The following is an 18057-nucleotide window of genomic DNA, read 5'->3' as shown; positions in this document are numbered from 1 at the left end:
CTGCCAAATGACGCCGAGGACATCCGTCCCTGCAGGCTAATAAATAGTGAATAGACAATGATGAATAGCATACTATATAGAGTGCGACTGATGGCTCTCTTCCTGCTTGCGGTGGGTGGAAGCTACGGCACATCGCAGGCGCAAGAGGATTATCGCATGTTCGAGGCCAGGACGCCTCAGTTAGACCCCGCCTATGCCAAGGGGGTGTCGGGACATATAGCGGGAGAGCTAGATCTGGGACAACTTGTGATGGCTGGTGGGTGTAACTTCCCCGACCGCCCAGCTCGAGAGGGTGGAGCGAAGCGCTACTATTCTGAGATCTATATTGCCGACTATCTTGGCGCATTTAATCTTGCTTGTGAGACAAAGGCTTCGGAGCTGGATATGGGGTGGAAGCTCGTAGGGCATTTGCCCCACCCAACGGCCTATGCGGCCTTCCAGCTGTATGGTGATAAGCTCATCGTCGTAGGTGGGCAGTCTGCTGCGGGAGACCTAAGTGACGCCTATATGATTCAGCTGAGCGATAGCCTTGGCGTGGAGATCACTCCGCTACCCAGCTTGCCAGAGCCTCGTAGTGGGATGGCTTCAGCTCGCATAGAGGATGTGCTCTACCTCATAGGGGGCCGTGTGAATGGGAAGCTCTCCAATACCGTCCTGTCTCTCGACCTCAGCCGTCCGCAAAAGGAGTGGCGTGAGGAGACGCCTTATCCGCATAGCCCTTTCCTCAAGCTCGTAGCTATGAGGAATCTGGATGAAAGCAACACTTCTTCCGGCGGCCCGTACTTAGGTGTTATGGGATCATTCACAGGTGTAGATGAGCCCGATCAACGAGTCCAGGCCGATGTCGCCTATATGACTTATACACCTCAGACGAAGCAGTGGCAGACTTACAAGATCGCACCCGATGACCCCATCGCTGCCCATGGCTTTGGAGGAGGCTATATCTCGGAGTTCAGCGATATCTTCTCTGGTGGGGTGCGGGCTGATCTCTTTGTGACGGCACTTCAGCGAGAGAAGGATCTGAAGGCAGCGAAAGCTAAGGGCAATCGTCGACTGGTGAAGAAGCTACAGGCAGAGCAGCGTGCTTATCTCAGCCATGACCCTGCATGGTATGGTTTCTGCAGCGACTGGTACTCCTTCGATAGGTCGAGAGGGAGGGGGGAAGCGAAAAGCGGATTTCGCTTCGATGGCCGAGCAGATGCGGTCTATCTGGATAGGTGTTCTTCTATGATGGATGGTATGCTAATTGGAGGGGAGACGATGCCTGGTGTGCGTACTCCCAGTATCGTCATCTTTACGACAGCCTGCAATCCACGGAAATCTTATGTGACGATCGGCCCGTAGTAACAGCTGGGTGACTCGGCTCTCCCCAATAATTACCGATAGCCTGTAAGAGAAAGTCGCGAGACGATAAATACACGCCCCCACCCGTAGCCGAGGCTGCGGGTGGGGACGTGTCGCTTCCATCGGTGAGGCCTATTCTTCGTATCTTTGCACGCCCTGAAGGGGCACGAGAATGATGTGCTCACAGGGATTTCCATAGAGTTTATTTCGCCGGTAGTCCGTGGTATATGTGCGCGACAGGATTAACCCTCATAAGAATTCGAATAGATGATATTTGAAATGCTCTTTATCATCTCGCTGGTGGTCATCATCTGTATGCTGACCATGCTGGCGAATAAGATCAAGATCGCTTACCCTATCTTGCTCGTCTTGGCAGGCTTGGCGCTGAGCTTGATACCCGGAATGCCACAAATAAAGGTGGAGCCCGAATGGATCTTTATTATCTTCCTCCCGCCGCTGCTCTTTGAGGCTGCTTCGGGGGCTTCATGGAAAGAGCTATGGAAGTGGCGACGTATCATCTTGAGCTTTGCATTCCTTGTCGTCTTTATCACAGCTTGTGTGGTGGCCCTTGTGGCAAACGCTATCTTACCCGGCTTCTCGATTGCCTTAGGCTTCTTGCTCGGGGGGATCATCTCGCCTCCTGATGCCGTAAGCGCTCAGGCGATCATGCGCTTTGTGAAGGTGCCGAAGCGCTTTTCCTCCATATTGGAGGGGGAGAGCCTCTTCAATGATGCCAGCTCCTTGATCATCATGCGCGTGGCCCTCGTTGCCGTTGGTACGGGGCAGTTTGTCTGGTATCAAGCAGCAGGTAGCTTCGTGTGGATGCTTGTAGGAGGATTATTGGTCGGGCTCTTGGTAGCCTGGGTGATGATCAAGCTACATCACTACCTGCCTACTGATGATAAGGTCGATGTGGTCTTCTCGCTGATATCGCCGTATATCATGTATATCGCTGCCGAAGAGGTGGGGGCATCAGGGGTCATCGCTGTCGTATCCGGTGGTTTGCTCTTGAATACTCGGAATGTCCTCTTCATGGATAGCACCTCGCGTCTAAGCGGTGTGAGCGTCTGGCATAACTTTGGCTTCCTGCTGAATGGTCTGGTCTTCCTGCTTATCGGGCTGGACCTGCCAGAGGTGGTGGCTGGCATACGTGAGGATGGTACCAGCTTGGTCACGGCGACATGGTATGGGCTATTAATCTCAGCGGTGCTGATCTTCATCCGTATGGTATGTAGCTACGGGGCGATTATGATCACGCTCTTTATGCGGAGATTTATCAAGGTGGCCGACCCGAACTACTATGGCTTGCATGTCCCCTTCATCTTGGGCTGGTCGGGCATGCGCGGTGTCGTGTCCTTGGCAGCCGCTCTCTCCATCCCGATGGTGACTGAGGCGGGGGTGCCTTTCCCAGAGCGCTCGATGATCATCTATATCACCTTCGTCGTGATCCTGGTTACCCTGCTTCTACAGGGGCTCACCCTGCCTATCTTGATCGAGCGGATGAAGCTCCCTGCCTTCAATGATTACCTCCCCGAGCAAGAGACCGAGTCAATCATACGCAAAGGCCTTGCTGATGTCAGCTTGCGCTATCTCCGAGAGAACGAGATGTGTGAGCTCATCAGCGATAGCCAGCACTTGCAGTCGATGGTCTCCCACTGGATGACGCAGCTGGAGGAGGAGGGGCAGACCCCGCTCTATGACGCGTCGAATGAGCTTTATTCGAATATCTTGGATCAGCAGCGCCTGTACCTCTATCACTTGAATAAGGAGCATGCTAATATCAATGAGGATATCGTGAATCGCTTTATTCAAAGGATCGACCTGGAGCAGGAGCGCCTGAAGTACGAATAAGCTCTGAAAGCAATCGTCCCCACCCGCAGCCGAGGCTGCGGGTGGGGACGTATCGTTTCTTAGGGCTGCCGCATCTATGTGCAAGCCGTCCTTCCCCGAGGAAGTGGCGTGAAGCCGTTGGAGGCGAGAGTGAAAGTAATAGTCGTTCGCACTCAAACCAGTAGTTGTTCCGAGTGCGGACGAGTAGTGGTTTGCATACGGACGAGTAGTGGTTTGCCCCGAAACCAATAGTCGTCCGTATGCAGAGCAGTAGTCGTTTGCGAATCGACCTGTCAATCATCACTCACTGGGCGCTATAGCTATGGAGCTACGTCTCGCAAGGGGGGGATTATTCTTCGTAGCTTTGCATATCATCAAACCCTATAAACAACAAGTCGCATGAAAATCGAAATCGGAGAGTCCCTAGCCGTGAGCTACCTCAAGCACGTGAAGAGATGCGTGATCTATCAGACGAACTGGAAAAGCTCGAGTCAGTGGGATTTTCTTGGTGAAGTAAAAGACGCAAGTGAAGCTTTTGAGAGGCTTGTAAAGGATGGTCTATTATCATTTCAAGGAAAGACTAAGCCCAGCTTCTCACAGTTTTTAAAACAGGCTGAAATAGATATTCTTGGAATTAACCTCTTCGAAAAGAAGATGTATGTGATGGACATCGCCTATCATGAGGACGGGCTGAATTACAAGAACGAGGATAGGACAATAAAGAGCTTTAAGAAGAAGCTTCTGCGTTCCTATCTGCTTCTACGCAGTTACTTCCCCGAAGACTATAAGTATGAAATTATTTTTGCCTCCCCTAAAGTTAGACCCAAGCTAAATAAAGAGCTTGAGGATGCAACTGAAGCGCTTAATGATCTCAGAGATGATGTGCTATCAAAGGGGGCTGTGGTGTTTAAGTATATTGCCAATGATAAGTTTAAGGATAAGATCTTGGACCCGACTCTTGAGGCAAGTAAAGATGATGCAGATACAAATGAATTGTTCTTGAGGTCATACAAGCTACTCAGTATGCCTTATACCAAACCTCAGCCTGGAAAAAGGAAGGCTGATGCCACTGACTAAGGAAGGCTGATGCCACTGACTTTGTTCCTGTAGAGTAAGAGTTCTAGGATTAGGTAGAGCAATAGTAATCGTCCCCACCTGTAGAGGCTGCGGGTGGGGACGATTGCTTTTAGAGAGGCTTATGGGCGGAGCGCCTTAGCCCAAGCTGTAGGTGTGGACGCTGACGCCTTGGGCAGAGGGTAGGTAGTTGATGCCCCACCAGCACATCTGCAGGAGGATGAACGAGATGAAGAGCCCCCAGAGCGCTGCACGGCGGTAGCGGTCCGAACGGATGCGCACGTGGATATAAGCCAGATAGGCGAACCATGTCGCAGCAGCCCAAGTCTCCTTGGGGTCCCACGCCCAGTAGTGCCCCCAGGCTTCCTTCGCCCAGAGCGCCCCGAAGAGAATACCGACGGTCATGAACGCCCAGCCGACCTGCACGAGGTTGTCGCAGATATCCATCTCGTGATCGTTGATGGGTGACTTCTTGAACCACAGTAGGTAGGCCGACATCAGTGCAGCGGCACCCAGCACGGCGTAGGCGAACATATAGACGATGACGTGCGGAGCGAACCATGGGCTCTGTAGCGCTGGCATGAGCGTCTTGTTGTGGATGTCGGGGTTGACGATATTGATCGTGGTGAAGACGCCTGCCAGGATGGTGCTGAAAGCAAGGATCCAAGGGTAGCGCCAGCGCGAATAGACGATCAGCCCCGCCGTGGGGAGGAAGAAGGCGTATCACAGACGGGTCTCACCCATCGTGCGAAGGGGCGGGCGCTCCAGCGACATCCACAGCCCGAGGATGAAGGCGAAGTAAACGAGCAGCCCTGCAGCAGTGAGGAGATAGGTCGGTAGTGGACGCTTTTTCCAAGCCGTCCAAGCACCACCCGCCCACAGAAGGAGGGCAGGGATAGCGAAGAATATGAAGGAATCCCAAGTCATGAGGATAGAGTTGATAGGGTTGGGGTGAAGAAGCAGAAGGGGTAGGGTAGCTTGTCCGTCAGCCATTGGAGCGGTGCGTGCTCGGGGTAGGGACTTCCCCTACACTCAGGTCGCCTTACTTAGCGGCGGCGCTTCTGTGCTGTGATGAAGGTGAGGATAGCGCCAGCCAGGAGAAGGTAGATGCCCACATAGACAGCGGGGAGCCAAGGATCCTTGACGAGCTCAAAGGTACTGGTCTCGCTCCAGCGACCCATCGCTTCATCATAGCTGAGCTGGTAGATCTTCCACCCGTCGACCGTCACGGGCTTATTGACCTCGACGGTGGCGACGATGTTCTTCTGCGTCTGCGTATAGATATGGATGCGTGAGGCGTAGCGCTCGGGTTCACGGCGTGCCATCACGAGGCTTAGGTCCTTCGTGAGCTTCAGCTCTTGGAAGGGGAAGAGGTAGCTACCGCAGGTGACCCATCCGATGATGGGCTTACCCACTTCCTTGCCATTCTTCATTGGCTGGGCCTCGACGAGGAGTGCCGTCACAGCGCCCGATGAGCCCCACTCCACGTACTTCGTCGTGTCGGCAGTGATGACGGGGGCAGCGAGGGGATAGTTCTTGTGTACACGGATGCGCCACTGCGATAGCATGCCTTCATGGAAGTGCTTATCGATAAGGACGATCTGTGGGTTCTTCTCTGGTATGGACTTCCCTGTCTTACTATTGATGAGGAGGAGCTTGGGAGGGTATTCGTCGATGGTGAACTTCTCCAGCTGGATGGCCAGCGGGAGCTCCATGAAGCCCAGATCGTGGGTGGCGCGCCACTCGGGCATGTCGGTGGTGGCCTTGAGCTTCACACGCTCCATATCGGCGCTGCCAAGCGTCGCAGCGACGATGGCGATGAAGAGCCCGATGTGGGAGAGCAGCGAAGGCACCTCTCTCAGGCGGAAGTGTAAGATCTGTCGTATCGCGATGAGCCCCACGATGCCGGTAAGGCGGGCGTAGATAAGCACGAAGGGCCAGAAGGACAGCATTCGTGTGAGACCAATGGGGTCGATGGCTCGCTCGTGGGGGGCTACCTGACGGGTGAGCCCCATAGCTACGGTGAGTATAGCTGCGTAGATGAGTGTGGGGACAGCCGCCTCGACAGTGAAGAGGTAGGAGAAGAGGCGGACCCGATGACGTAGCGCGTAGATGATGACGAGCAGGAGGAGGTAGAGAGCAAGGACGATGGCATTCACCGGGAAGGCGAAGGCTGACCAGTCGATCGGGCCTGCCGTGTACTGCAGCAGTAGCCCAACGAGGATCAGGCCTGCGCCAGTGACGAAGCCTTCTCTCATTTTCCAGAGTGCGTTGAACATAGACGGGGAAGCGGTTGGGATTTATATCGAAAGCGCGGCGGCAGACGATGAGGTCTGTCGCCGCGCTGAAGTAGGGATACTTAGATGTGTGTCAGGGCAACAGGCTCGGCTTAGAGCTCGATGAGCTTGCCTTGTGCCTTAGCCGACTGCACCCACTTAGGTACGACGGTCTTCATGAACTCTGCCTTATCAGCCTGGAGCTTCTTGCCGTCAAGGCCGATGTAAGCCCAAGCCTTTTCCTTCGTAGAGATGTCAGGCATGGGGACGTCACCAGAGAAGCCGTGGCGTGCCAGTACCTTGGCGATGGCAAGGCGAGCTTCCTCAGCATAGCCGAGGCTCTGACCGAGGATACGCGTCACTTCCTGTGGAGCGTGGAAGGAAGCACCGTGGCTGGCGACAGCGAAGTCCCAGCGCCACTGGCTCTTGCGGATAGCTTGCAGAGCGTCCTTCATCTCGGCTTCGGTAGCGCCGCTATCCCAAGCGTACTTAGCTTCGATGTGGGCCTTAGCAAGCTCCTTCTCTACGCGGTTGCGCACGTCATTAGCCATGCGCTGACGTTCGTAGACGTTCTGACGGAGCGTCTCAGCATCCTCGCGGTGGCAGGTCTGACAGGTCTTATCGATCTTCGCCAGTGGGCTGGTGATCTGGTGATCAGAGTACTTCACACCGCCTTCGCTCACGTAGGGCATGTGGCAGTCTGCGCACGATACGCCGCGCTGGCCGTGGATACCCATACGCCACAGCTCGTAGTCGGGGTGCTGAGCCTTGAGGATAGGAGCGCGAGAGATCTTGTGCGTATAGTCGGAGTAGTTCATCTCGTCGTAGTAAGCCTCTATGTCCTCGACCGTGAAGCCCTTGTCGTGGGGGAAGGTGAGGTAATTGCCATCACCCTTGAAGTAGTACTCGGTGTGGCACTGGGCACAGACGAGTGAGCGCATGTGCTGGTGGGACTGCTTGGAGACATCTTCGCCACGACGCTCGAAGGCTTCGTAGAGGGCGGGGCGTGCGGGCTTGAGCTTCATGGTGCGGGCATCGTGACAGTCGGAGCAGCCGATGGTGTTCACGATCTCGGATCCCCACTGGCTCCAGGGTGCCTTGTAGAACTCAGCGATACCCTTCTCCTTCATGATGCGGGGCACGTCGGGGCCCTTACATGTCCAGCAGGTACCGGGCTGGATATCCTTGTTGCCGTTCACGCCAGGGGAGCCGGTACGAAGGATCTCGTTCAAATCTTCGATAGCGTGCTTGTGACCACGAGGCGTGTTGTACTCCATAGAGAAGGAGTAGCCAGCCCATAGCACGACCATCTCGGGGCGGGCAGCGAGCACGTCGACACGCTGCGAGCTATTGAACTCACCCTGATAGGTGGTGTCGGCAGTCTTGAGCCACGTCTGATATTCACGGGGGAAGTCTTCGGCGAACAGCTCGTTCTGTGCCACGATAGCGTCCTTGAAGATGTGCTTGCGGTTGTTGTAGATGCTCACCACCTCGGCGCGGCGCTCCAGGAGTGAGGAGACGATGAGTCCGAGGACGAAGACTACGACCATAGAGCCTCCGAATAGGAGCCATCCCTGCCAACGTTTCAATTGTTGTGCCATGATTTTGAGTCTCTTTTATTTGTTATTCTGATATTATGCTTGCGTGGTGAGGATGCTTAGTTCAGCATCTTCTGCAGCCAGTCGGGCACTGGCGAGTCGGGCAGGGGTACTTCGGCCCCTGGGGTCGAGGAGAGGGAGTTCATCCTGCCGTGGGCCACGTCGCGGTGGCAATCCCAGCAGGCTTTCCCTTCGTCGCACTTGGCGTCCATGTAGGTGATACGCCCCGTGTTGACAAGCTCGGTATTGAGGGTGGCGTGGCAGCGCACGCAGTTTTCCATGATTACCTCAGCACTCTCGTCGATGGCTTGGATGGCCTGACGCTCTTGGCGCGTGACGAACTTGTAGACGTGGTTCATACCGTCCTTCCCCTTGAAGAAGTATTTGCGGAAGACGTTGTCGTGCGGTACGTGGCAGTCGTTGCACGTGGTGTTGCGGGCGTGGGCGCCGTGCATCCACGTGGCGTAGTAAGGAGTCATGATGTGGCAGTTGACACAGGCCGAGGGGTCATCTCCTAAGTAGGTGTGGAACCTAAGCAGATAGAGGAAGAGCCCACCTAAACCCACCACAACGCCACACACGAGCAGCATGGCCACCTTGGCACGGTAGCTCAAGCGCGGTAGTCGTTGGAGGAATCGGTTCATTATCATGAGGTCTAAGTGATGAATACGTCACAAATATAATCAACTTTTCTTTGCTCCTACAGCCAATTTCTTTAGCTTTTTAAGGGAGCTACTGCGCTGGTATTCTGCGGCGTTAAGGTGTTTGAAAGGCATGCTCTTTTATTGGTGATAAATGGGGGGGATCGGAGGACTCCCTTTCGCTGTGGAATAACTCCAGCAACAATGTTTTGCCTATACAAACTCTCCGTTTTTAGGTGGTTTGGGGATGTAGGCGCTTCCCATATGTTCAATGGCTATTGAGAAAAAGAATGATCCCAAGCAAACCGATAGAGTGCTTGGGATCATTGTTCCTTTTTAGGGTGTGACTCTACTCTCCACTATGGTAATAGGAGCCGAGAATTTTATTTGCAGGCAGTTCCACAATGCGACAGCCTTTCAATCCCTTTATGCCTATGCCAGTAGCATGTTCATACCATAATTTAGCGACCTCATCTGGGTCAGCAACAATCTGGCCTTTGTAGGCACCGAAAAGGAGGATGCTATGATCATCGATATGGGCGTCTGCAGCACCCCATGAGCGCAGAGAATCACAAAATGCCTTGTCTGCTTCTTTGTACTCTTTTGGGCGAGTTTCGCTCTCACCGCAGGAAAATAGTCCTAGTAGTAGGACTGACGTAAGGAGGATAGATTTCATCATATTGCATTAGCTTTAGTATTACAGAGGCAAAGGTAGTTATAGCGGTTGACAAATCAATAAGGGTTGTAGACGAAAATATGTTCTTTGATCGTTTATTATAGCATTCTTTTTTTGACTGCAGACTGGTGGTATATCTCATCTTAGGGATTCGTTCTTTTGCTTGTCTATGAAGCCTGCAGGTTGATAGCGTGTTTTCAGGTGAGGAGCGTATAATTCGTTCGAAAGGTCTACCTTTGAGGGTAGAGAAGTGAGACGTATAGCTTTCCCAGACGAGACGTATACCTATCCCAAACAAAACGTATACGTCTTGCGATGAAAACGTATACGTTTCGAGCGTGAAACGTATACGTTTTGCCCGCCAAACGTATACGTCTTCTCACCATAGGCTTCGACGGTAGCGACCGAACGGCCTTTTGACGGATGAAAAACACATTCTCCTGCCCTTGTATAACGTCTCCGACAGGGGCTGGGCAAACAATCTGGAGACACCTTAAATAATTATGAGTAAGAAAAACAAACCCATTGGTTACACCCTCGGCGAACGCAAGGTAGGCGTTGGCCCAAACAAAGGCAAGGTAGTCATCCAAGCCACCCCTTCGGGTCGTCATCGCATGAGCTTCGAGCGCTTCTGCGAGTTGGTGGCCAAGGACACAACCCTCAATTACATGGAAGTGCAGAGCGTGCTCAACCTCGCTGCTGATATGGCACGCGAAGTCGTGGCTAACGGCGACATCGTGGACTTCGGTCGTCTCGGGACGCTTTCACCTTCGTTTAAGAGCAAGGTTGTGCCCGTCGGGAGCGAGTTCAATGCGAACGTGCACATCACTGAGCCCCGCGTGAACCTTCGCCCGAATACCATGTACTTCCGCCTTCGTCCCGAAGAGGTCAGCTACGAACGTATGGAGGCTAAGCCCAAGGCTAAGAAGAAGGAAAAGAAGCCTGAAGGTGGCGGCTCTACGTCCGAACCAGGTAACGGCAGCGGCCACGTAGGTATCTAAGCCTCCCGCGAAGCGCTAACAAACAGAGCCACCCGACGTGATGCCGAGAAGCATTACGTCGGGTGGCTCTCAGTAACTTAATTGCTGGTTTCAGAAAATGTTGGATATAGAGATGAGAGATGACTGGGAATAGTTGTTCCAAGAATTATCTGTATGTTTATCCAAGTAAAACATATATCTATGACTATGATTGTAGTATTTGATACAAATGTATATCGCTCTATGTTTGGCCGTATTCAGACGCCTGTAGAGGTAGAAGCGAGGATAAAAGAGTTGGTCGATAAGGAAGCTCGGAAAGGAGTGGAAGCTAGTATGTCTTCTGTAGTGGCAATGGAGCTTTTAAATCATCTCCGAGATCCTTCAGATGCGACTGATTTTAAATCATGCCTAAATGCCGCTCAAGCGCTGTATCTTCATACGGGTGATAAGGCATCCTTTAGGCTTCTTCCTTTGCCTGAGGTTCAGATTGCTAAGGAGTATTTTGATCAGCCTTTTACAAGCGTAGAGTATTCTCAAGAGGTGTTAGGTCGACTGCTCTATGAAATATCGCAAGATCCTCAAGAAAGGACCTTGGATAAGATGAGAGGTGATTTGGAGCAAGTTTCAACCTATTTATCAGATGTCAGAAGCGCTGTTGCTGATGCAGCGAAAAGAGTGGTAGAGGATAAGATTAGCAAAGAATATAAAGCCTCTATCCTATCGGACGAATTTAAGCGAGAAACAGCACGTGCTATGCTTTGTGCTGTTTATATGAGGCTAAAGGGTGTTCCAGAGGAAGAGGCTTTTAATGTTATTTCGGAGGAAATGATAAACACTTATGTTAAGAGCCACGCAGTATCACTTTGTTTCCGTGCTCATTTCTGGTCTTGCTTTATTGATGAGGGATTTGATCTCTCGGGAAAGAGATCGAATTCAATATTTGACGAAATGATCTTAAGTCATGTAGGACGCACTATAAATAATGAGGAGATCCTTCTAGTAACGGGAGATGCAAAGATGCATGAGGCGGCGGAGGCCCTAGGATACCAAGATCGAATAATGAATGTAAAGGAATACAAAGCATTTCTTGATGAATCTTAGGAGTAAGTGTTATGTGGCTAACGTTGGGCTCTATTGAATCTAGTGCAACAAAGGTATAGTAATGGTACTCCTTACTTAGATGTGTCTATTTAGGGTGGCTTTATTTCACGAGAGCCTTGAAGGCTCTGCTCAAATAGCTCAGCTGTAATAAGGCCTTCGGGCCTCTTGGCCTAATAAAAAAGCGAATCGCTGCAGGAGCATCTCCTGCAGCGATTCGCTTTTTGTGGGATGGGGCATCGTGGCTACTTGAGGCGGGCAGCGATCTTGTCGCCGAGGACGTGGATGGCTAAGCGTGCGAAGAGATAGTACTTGGCGCACTTGGCGTAGAGCGGGCGGTCGGGCGTCACGATGATCGGGGTGTAGGCCTTGTTGTAGTTGGCCTTGAGCGCCTTCTTGTGGCCGTAGACACCTGCCGTATCAAAGATGGAGTAGCGCAGGCCGATCTCTTGGGGCTTGTCGAGCATGCGGTAGTCTTTCCCCTCGACGAGCGTGGGGCGCATGGCTTCGATGACCTTGGTGTACATGACGGGGCCGGTCGTGCGTAGGACGCCCCACAGACCCGCTCCGTGGCGGAAGGGCGTATATTCGTCGATGTTGCGAAGCATCTGCAGGATGACGGCACGCAGGAAGGGGTGACCCGCTACGGAGGCAATGCACCACTGGATGTATTCGCCACGAGGGAGGGTGCCCAGCTCGGGGTAGATACCGATGCCTTCGTACTGCTCGCCAGGGCGGTTGTCCCAATGCGTCAGGATGAATTGATCTTCAGCGCGCAGGACCTCCTTGAGGGGCTTATCTAAGGAGGACTTGATGTCAATGTACACGCCACCCAGCTGGTAGACGAGGAGGTAGCGGAAGAAGTCGGCACGGGCGGCACCATAGATCGGTGCGATGCGCTGATAATAGCCCCAGATGACTTCGCCGTAATGCTCGAGGATGAAGGCCTTGATGTCTTCGTCGTCGAAGAGGTGATATTCGTATTCGGGGTTCAAGCGCTTGATGTGCTCGATGTTCTGCTCGATCTCGTGAGGCAGCCCGGTCTTCGCCCGATAGGTCTGGAAGATGTGTCGGCTGATCTCCTTGCCCAATGCCTTCTCCGGCACTAATTCCTGATAATTGATGCTCATCGCTCCTGTTTAACTTTATCGCCGCCAGCCAAATCGCAGCTCATCGGCGCCTCTGCAAAGGTAGTGAAAAGGCCAGGGAATACGGGGCTGGGAAAGAGCCCTAAGCCAAAGGCTTAGTTGCGGTAGGGCTTTCCGTCTCTCGTGATACTCCCTCATGAGGGTATGCCGACCCAGCGGATGTCTGACTGATCTGATACAGAGACCTTAACCTTATCGCTGGTGAAGGGCTCTTTGGTAATGTGGTGTAGCCATAAAAGAAAAGTGCCGTAACCTCATTAGTTACGACACTCACTGCGGAGAGAGAGGCTCTTTCTCTTGAACTATCATAGATGCTTGTTTGATCTCAATGTACTGTATATCAGTGTGTGTATGGGTGTGTGCCTTAAAGTAGAGTATCATAGGATCTCCCTTGCTATATCCTTATTTGGGTGTATCTTTGGGTGTATAAACTATACACCCGAGAGTTATGAATATCAAGCGCAATATCATCTTTGCTCTGGAGAGCCGGAAGAAGGGCGGTGTCCTGATCGTTGAGAACGTCCCTATTCGTATGCGAGTGAACTTTGCTTCCCAGCGGATAGAGTTCACTACGGGCTATCGTATCGATGCCGCCAAATGGGATGCAGACAAGCAACGAGTAAAGAACGGATGCACGAACAAGCTTAAGCAATCAGCCTCAGAGATCAACGCTGCGCTCTTGGGGTACTACACCGAGATACAAGAGATCTTCAAGCGCTTTGAAGTGGCCGAGGTTATGCCAAGCCCTGCTGATGTTAAGAGCGCCTTCAATGCCCGCCATAGATCTGACGATGTACAGGTGGAACGGACCTCCGATAAGCCAGATCCTTCAAACGACTTCTATAAGGCCTTTGATGACTTCGTACGTGTCTGTGGTCGGCAGAACGACTGGACGCACGCCACCTATGAGAAGTTCGCTGCGGTGAAGAATCACCTTAGAGCCTTCCGAGCAGACCTTAGCTTCTCCTTCTTCAACGAGGCTGGTCTGACGGAGTATGTGCGCTACCTCCGAGAAGTACGCGAGATGCGCAATAGCACAATCGGGAAGCAGCTCAGCTTCTTGAAGTGGTTTCTACGTTGGAGCTTCAGCCAGGGAATGCATAGGAACAATGCTTACGATACCTTCAGACCTAAGCTCAAGGATACGCAGAAGAAGATCATCTTCTTGACTTGGGAGGAGCTGACTAAGCTTCGAGAGTTCGAGATCCCTCCAGCGAAGCAGTCGCTTGATCGTGTGCGTGATGTCTTCCTCTTCCAGTGCTTTACCGGACTGCGATACTCAGATGTCTACAATCTCAGAAGAAGCGACATCAAGGAAGATCATATAGAAGTCACTACGATCAAGACTTCTGACAGCTTGGTCATCGAGCTCAACAAGCACAGTAAGGCTATCTTGGAGAAGTACCAGGATGTGGTATTTGAGCACGACAAGGCGCTGCCCGTGATCACCAACCAGAAGATGAATGAGTACCTCAAGGAGCTTGCCGAACTTGCGGGTATCAACGAGCCTATCCGCCAAACCTACTACAAAGGGAACGAGCGCATCGATGAGGTGACGCCTAAATATGCTCTGCTTGGTACGCATGCTGGTCGTCGCACCTTTATCTGTAACGCCCTTGCCTTGGGTATTCCTCCTCAAGTCGTGATGAAATGGACGGGGCACAGTGACTACAAGGCGATGAAGCCCTACATCGATATTGCAGACGACATTAAGGCGAATGCTATGAGTAAGTTCAATCAGCTATGAGCTAGGTCATACTGCATCCAAGCCTAGCTCTCGGTGTTGATATTCATGACAATTAGCTTTTCTGTTCAGCCAATCAGATTTTTGTCTATAACTAGACCTCCTAGCCTATGCGAACAAGCCTATTATATGCCAGCATCCTTCTAGCACTAGGGCTATCGTGCTCCTCACAGACTGGCTCAGGACAGAAGGGAACTCTTAGCCCCAAGTCCCCAAGCACCTATTCTATTGACGAACTAGATCAGCTCTACATCCCCTTGAGGCGGGACAGCTTCATCCTCTCCGAAGGGCACGATGAGTTTAGGGCGCCGATAGAAGATCTGTTTTCGGATGAGGAGCGCAGGGCACATCAGACGAAGATTCTAGAGTACACCTGGAGCTTGAATAAAGACAGCCTCCTGACGGTTTGGTACTTGCCCTTCCGAGATTCGCTGACGGTTCTCGGGAAGTTCAGCTATCCTCGTGACGCCGTGTTTTGAATGCTGACATCTTACATGGTTGGCCAAGCTTAGGGGCTTACTTCCCTCCATTTCGTTTCCGCCAGGACGACAGAGCTCCAGCTTCTTGATCTAATGTGCTACATTGGTTTAAGAAGATAATGGCACAGTATCCACCTCAAATACTACAAACTGATGGAAAGTCTTCAACAGCATATTGAGCACTTAGGGCTGGCCCTTAAGGCTCAGTTTTTTGCTCATCCTAGTTGGGCATACCTCATCATTATCCTTGTCTTCATCATATACCTCGTTGGGATCATCTGCAACAAGGATTGGGCTGTACGCCCTGCTGGGCACGATAGTGGATGGCATATGATCGAAGACTTCCTAGGTCGCACAAGCTTGTGTATCGTCAGTGCCCTCCTTATCCTCTTAGCTGTCGTATTTTTCTATCTCTTCTTACGGAGCTACTAGCTCTGCAGTCTAGTGAATTTGTACAGGGCTCATTCCTTCAGTGCTCCAGGATCCGGCTGCAATGCTTCCAGCAACATCAGGGTTGAGCTTGAGATCATATCGGAAGATCATTCTCGAGTAGCTGGCCCAATGTGGAGAGTCCTGTCGTCTCGAGGGAAGATCAGGCAGGTCGTCAAGAAAACTAACCAAGGGTAGTCTCGATAGCCCATCATTGGTAGCCAAGGTACCCCATTCATGGCTCCCTCCAGCGACCCATGAATGGGTGACTAGTTTACCCGAACTATTGGGGCGCATACGCGAGGCAATGAATGAGCACGCCCGGGTAAGCTCCCGCGACAACAACTTCGGCTTGCCTGTCGAGGAGCGTTGTGATGCACATCTCATCGAGCGAAGCTATGACAAACACGGACTTATCGTATCTTTACGGAGCAGTCTCGGAGCCTAGCTTAACTATGAGCGTAATGCTTATGGCGAGCTAGTTTACTTCAGAGCTGGTGAAGCGGAGACGAGTGGAGTATGGACGGGGATCTCCCCCTATTTAAGATTCGATGGCATGCAGATGGAAAAGGGAAGAATGATGGTGCATTAATTTAGATGGAACCATACGTTACAGGATTCCTAACTTTAGCCGAAAGAATGCTTAAAACAGCACGGATGGAATTTATAACAACAGAAGTTCATAGCTAGATTATTAATCAAGAGTTATTTGATAAGATTTCTAAGGTGGATTTTCTTAATCATCAGTTTGAACAACTACGACATCGGGTGTCGTATGGGCGATGAGTTGCACGAGGAGTAATTAGGATAAGAAACATTGAGCTATGGCAATAGAAGAAATACAAAGCTTACTCCATAGTACAGAGACCTCACGCATAGAGCGTACGGAGAGTACAACGAATATGGATAAGTTTCAAGAGGCTATTTGTGCTTTTAGTAATGATATGAGCAATTCTCGCCAGAATGGCTACCTCATCATTGGCGCAAAGGATAACGGTGAGCTGTCGGGCTTGAAAGTAGACGATGAGCTTTATCAGAAGATAGCAGGCATTCGAAGCGATGGCAACATCTTGCCGATCCCCATGATGACCTGCGAACGCTATGAGCTGGAGGGAGGCGACCTGCTTATTGTTGAGGTGCAGCCCGCCTTCTCTCCGCCTGTTCGTTATCGTGGTCGCACTTTTATCCGTATTGGTCCGCGTAGAGATATTGCTACCCTCGACGAGGAGCGCATCCTCACAGAGAAGCGTATGAGCAATATGGCATCCTATGATGCTTTGCCTTGTGACAGAGCTACACTTGAAGATGTGGATATTGACTTCATCCGCAAGGAATACATTCCTAAGGCTGTAGATGCAGAAGAGCTCCTGAATGACTCTCGACCTATCGAAGAGCAAATGGCGTCATTGGGGCTTTATGATTTGCAACGCCATTGTCCCACGAATGCCTGCATCATATTGTTTGGGAAGAAGCCTAAGCAGTTTCTGCCTGGGATGTATCTACAATATGTTCGCTTTGCTGGCTTAGACAAAGGGGGAGAAATTCTAGACGACAAGCCCTTCAATAGTAGCCTAAGCAGAATGATGCCACAGCTCGAAGTGTTTATAGACTATGGCGTGGTTAACACACGCCCTATCGCAGTGAGTAGTCTCAGAGAGAAGAATCAGTCCAACTATCCCAAGGAGGCTTTGCGTGAGCTAATACTGAATGCGTGTATGCATCGCGACTACCAGTCTCATGCCCCCACGCGCTTCTATCAGTTTGACGATCGTATCGAGATTATGAATCCTGGAGGACTCTATGGCAAAGCTCGCCCAGAAAACTTCCCTAATGTCAATGATTATCGCAATCCGATTATCGCTCAAGCTCTCAAGATACTAGGCTATGTCAATATGTTTAACAGAGGTATTAGTCGTGTCAAACGCTTGATGTTGGAAAATGGAGGAGCTGAGCCTCACTTCGATATTACCAAGATCACAGCCTTTGAGGTGACAAGCTACTCGGCGCTCGAAATGACGGATAATCAGAGCAAAACGATGACGTCTGAGGACGATTTTACCAAGTTGTTTACCAAGTTGTTTACCAAGTTAGTACCCAAGTACTTTCCAAGCAAAGAGGAGAAAAACTTGTATGTACTTATCCGCCACTTGATAGAGCCTCATAAGGCGTCCGAGTTGTCTGTGATACTGGGGATAACAGACCGAACAGTCCGTAATAGATACCTAACGAAGATGCTTCAGGCTGGCATCATAGAGCTAACCATTCCAGACAAACCAACTAGCCGCAATCAATGCTATCGTCTAAAACAAGCGTAAGCCTATGCATAAATATCTCGACAACCAAAAACACCTCAACGCTTATAAGCTCGGCTTCCTCTGCTCTAGCAGGGTGAGCAACCGAGCTATATTCCCCTGCTGCGATTGGGCAACGACCTTGCCCAGTGGACGAGTCTTGATGAGTGGCTTTCACTCGCCCATCGAACGTGATGTTTTACAGTTGCTTTTGGGCAAAGGGGGGCATAGCGTCATTGTGGTCTTAGCATGCAAGCCGTACGCTACGATCCCAGCCGAATGGCAGTCTGCTTATGATGAAGGACGTATGCTTATTGTGAGCACATCCCCTGAGGCAAGCCGAGTAAGCAAGCCTACTGCAGATCTTCGCAATGATTACATTTCCCAACAGGCTGGGCATCTTCTCTTTGGATATATTCATGAGGATAGTTCGCTGTGGGAGTATTATC

At 51.4% G+C, this 18057-nt stretch carries 13 protein-coding genes and 1 pseudogene; 8 read left to right on the top strand and 6 right to left on the bottom strand.

Features of this window, described 5'->3' with window-relative positions; genetic code table 11:
- The first annotated feature begins 90 nt into the window (after nucleotides 1-90).
- The 3 genes from IEX77_RS06850 (at nucleotide 91) to IEX77_RS06840 (ending at nucleotide 4251) form a co-directional block, all read left to right on the top strand.
- Complete coding sequence (locus IEX77_RS06850) at nucleotides 91-1344, top strand: hypothetical protein (protein WP_188808276.1); 1254 nt, start codon at nucleotides 91-93, stop codon at nucleotides 1342-1344.
- Between the two features lie 279 nt (nucleotides 1345-1623).
- The gene (locus tag IEX77_RS06845) at nucleotides 1624-3195 is read left to right on the top strand and encodes a Na+/H+ antiporter (RefSeq protein ID WP_229770832.1); all 1572 of its coding nucleotides are present in this window, start codon (nucleotides 1624-1626) and stop codon (nucleotides 3193-3195) included.
- A gap of 378 nt (nucleotides 3196-3573) precedes the next feature.
- Nucleotides 3574-4251, top strand: coding sequence for a hypothetical protein (locus IEX77_RS06840; RefSeq protein ID WP_188808274.1), 678 nt, complete (start codon nucleotides 3574-3576; stop codon nucleotides 4249-4251).
- Nucleotides 4252-4386: 135 nt separating this feature from the next.
- On the opposite strand, the pseudogene ccsA reads toward IEX77_RS06840, so the two are convergent.
- From ccsA to IEX77_RS06815, 5 genes and pseudogenes are all read right to left on the bottom strand, one after another.
- Nucleotides 4387-5175: pseudogene (gene ccsA / locus IEX77_RS06835) on the bottom strand (cytochrome c biogenesis protein CcsA).
- Between the two features lie 119 nt (nucleotides 5176-5294).
- Nucleotides 5295-6506, bottom strand: a complete 1212-nt coding sequence (locus tag IEX77_RS06830) for a cytochrome c biogenesis ResB family protein (protein ID WP_229770831.1) — start codon at nucleotides 6504-6506, stop codon at nucleotides 5295-5297.
- A 131-nt stretch (nucleotides 6507-6637) separates the two neighbouring features.
- Nucleotides 6638-8125, bottom strand: coding sequence for an ammonia-forming cytochrome c nitrite reductase (gene nrfA / locus IEX77_RS06825; protein WP_188808272.1), 1488 nt, complete (start codon nucleotides 8123-8125; stop codon nucleotides 6638-6640).
- Between the two features lie 56 nt (nucleotides 8126-8181).
- On the bottom strand, nucleotides 8182-8772 hold the full coding sequence (nrfH, locus tag IEX77_RS06820) for a cytochrome c nitrite reductase small subunit (protein ID WP_044115531.1): 591 nt from the start codon (nucleotides 8770-8772) through the stop codon (nucleotides 8182-8184).
- A 340-nt stretch (nucleotides 8773-9112) separates the two neighbouring features.
- Nucleotides 9113-9442: a hypothetical protein gene (locus IEX77_RS06815; RefSeq protein WP_188808271.1), complete on the bottom strand. Its 330-nt coding sequence runs from the start codon at nucleotides 9440-9442 to the stop codon at nucleotides 9113-9115.
- A gap of 500 nt (nucleotides 9443-9942) precedes the next feature.
- Here IEX77_RS06815 and IEX77_RS06810 point away from each other — a divergent pair, with 500 nt between their 5' ends.
- Nucleotides 9943-10440, top strand: coding sequence for an HU family DNA-binding protein (locus IEX77_RS06810; RefSeq protein ID WP_188808270.1), 498 nt, complete (start codon nucleotides 9943-9945; stop codon nucleotides 10438-10440).
- 153 nt (nucleotides 10441-10593) lie between these two features.
- Nucleotides 10594-11520 (top strand): hypothetical protein, encoded by a 927-nt coding sequence (locus tag IEX77_RS06805; protein WP_188808269.1) that lies wholly within the window; start codon nucleotides 10594-10596, stop codon nucleotides 11518-11520.
- 242 nt (nucleotides 11521-11762) lie between these two features.
- Here IEX77_RS06805 and IEX77_RS06800 read toward each other — a convergent pair whose 3' ends face one another.
- Nucleotides 11763-12647: a glycosyltransferase family 32 protein gene (locus IEX77_RS06800; protein WP_188808268.1), complete on the bottom strand. Its 885-nt coding sequence runs from the start codon at nucleotides 12645-12647 to the stop codon at nucleotides 11763-11765.
- A gap of 466 nt (nucleotides 12648-13113) precedes the next feature.
- On the opposite strand from IEX77_RS06800, the gene IEX77_RS06795 reads away from it, so the two are divergent.
- The 3 genes from IEX77_RS06795 (at nucleotide 13114) to IEX77_RS06785 (ending at nucleotide 17632) form a co-directional block, all read left to right on the top strand.
- Nucleotides 13114-14412 (top strand): site-specific integrase, encoded by a 1299-nt coding sequence (locus tag IEX77_RS06795; protein WP_188808267.1) that lies wholly within the window; start codon nucleotides 13114-13116, stop codon nucleotides 14410-14412.
- A 629-nt stretch (nucleotides 14413-15041) separates the two neighbouring features.
- On the top strand, nucleotides 15042-15320 hold the full coding sequence (locus IEX77_RS08505; RefSeq protein ID WP_188808266.1) for an Imm17 family immunity protein: 279 nt from the start codon (nucleotides 15042-15044) through the stop codon (nucleotides 15318-15320).
- An 821-nt stretch (nucleotides 15321-16141) separates the two neighbouring features.
- Nucleotides 16142-17632 (top strand): RNA/DNA-binding domain-containing protein, encoded by a 1491-nt coding sequence (locus tag IEX77_RS06785; protein ID WP_188808265.1) that lies wholly within the window; start codon nucleotides 16142-16144, stop codon nucleotides 17630-17632.
- The last annotated feature ends 425 nt before the right edge of the window (nucleotides 17633-18057 follow it).

Source organism: Porphyromonas pasteri (assembly GCF_014647755.1).
GTDB lineage: Bacteria > Bacteroidota > Bacteroidia > Bacteroidales > Porphyromonadaceae > Porphyromonas > Porphyromonas pasteri.
Note: the sequence above shows the minus strand (reverse complement) of the source record. Positions and strands in the feature narration are given on the sequence as shown.

Coding starts and splice junctions, on each gene's coding strand:
- IEX77_RS06830 (WP_229770831.1), bottom strand. CDS start 6,506: ATGAGAGAAGGCTTCGTCACTGGCGCAGGCCTGATCCTCGTTGGGCTA.
- IEX77_RS06800 (WP_188808268.1), bottom strand. CDS start 12,647: ATGAGCATCAATTATCAGGAATTAGTGCCGGAGAAGGCATTGGGCAAG.
- IEX77_RS06845 (WP_229770832.1), top strand. CDS start 1,624: ATGCTCTTTATCATCTCGCTGGTGGTCATCATCTGTATGCTGACCATG.
- IEX77_RS06840 (WP_188808274.1), top strand. CDS start 3,574: ATGAAAATCGAAATCGGAGAGTCCCTAGCCGTGAGCTACCTCAAGCAC.
- IEX77_RS06815 (WP_188808271.1), bottom strand. CDS start 9,442: ATGATGAAATCTATCCTCCTTACGTCAGTCCTACTACTAGGACTATTT.
- IEX77_RS08505 (WP_188808266.1), top strand. CDS start 15,042: ATGGAAAGTCTTCAACAGCATATTGAGCACTTAGGGCTGGCCCTTAAG.
- IEX77_RS06795 (WP_188808267.1), top strand. CDS start 13,114: ATGAATATCAAGCGCAATATCATCTTTGCTCTGGAGAGCCGGAAGAAG.
- IEX77_RS06810 (WP_188808270.1), top strand. CDS start 9,943: ATGAGTAAGAAAAACAAACCCATTGGTTACACCCTCGGCGAACGCAAG.
- IEX77_RS06785 (WP_188808265.1), top strand. CDS start 16,142: ATGGCAATAGAAGAAATACAAAGCTTACTCCATAGTACAGAGACCTCA.
- nrfA (WP_188808272.1), bottom strand. CDS start 8,125: ATGGCACAACAATTGAAACGTTGGCAGGGATGGCTCCTATTCGGAGGC.
- IEX77_RS06805 (WP_188808269.1), top strand. CDS start 10,594: ATGTTTATCCAAGTAAAACATATATCTATGACTATGATTGTAGTATTT.
- IEX77_RS06850 (WP_188808276.1), top strand. CDS start 91: ATGGCTCTCTTCCTGCTTGCGGTGGGTGGAAGCTACGGCACATCGCAG.
- nrfH (WP_044115531.1), bottom strand. CDS start 8,772: ATGATAATGAACCGATTCCTCCAACGACTACCGCGCTTGAGCTACCGT.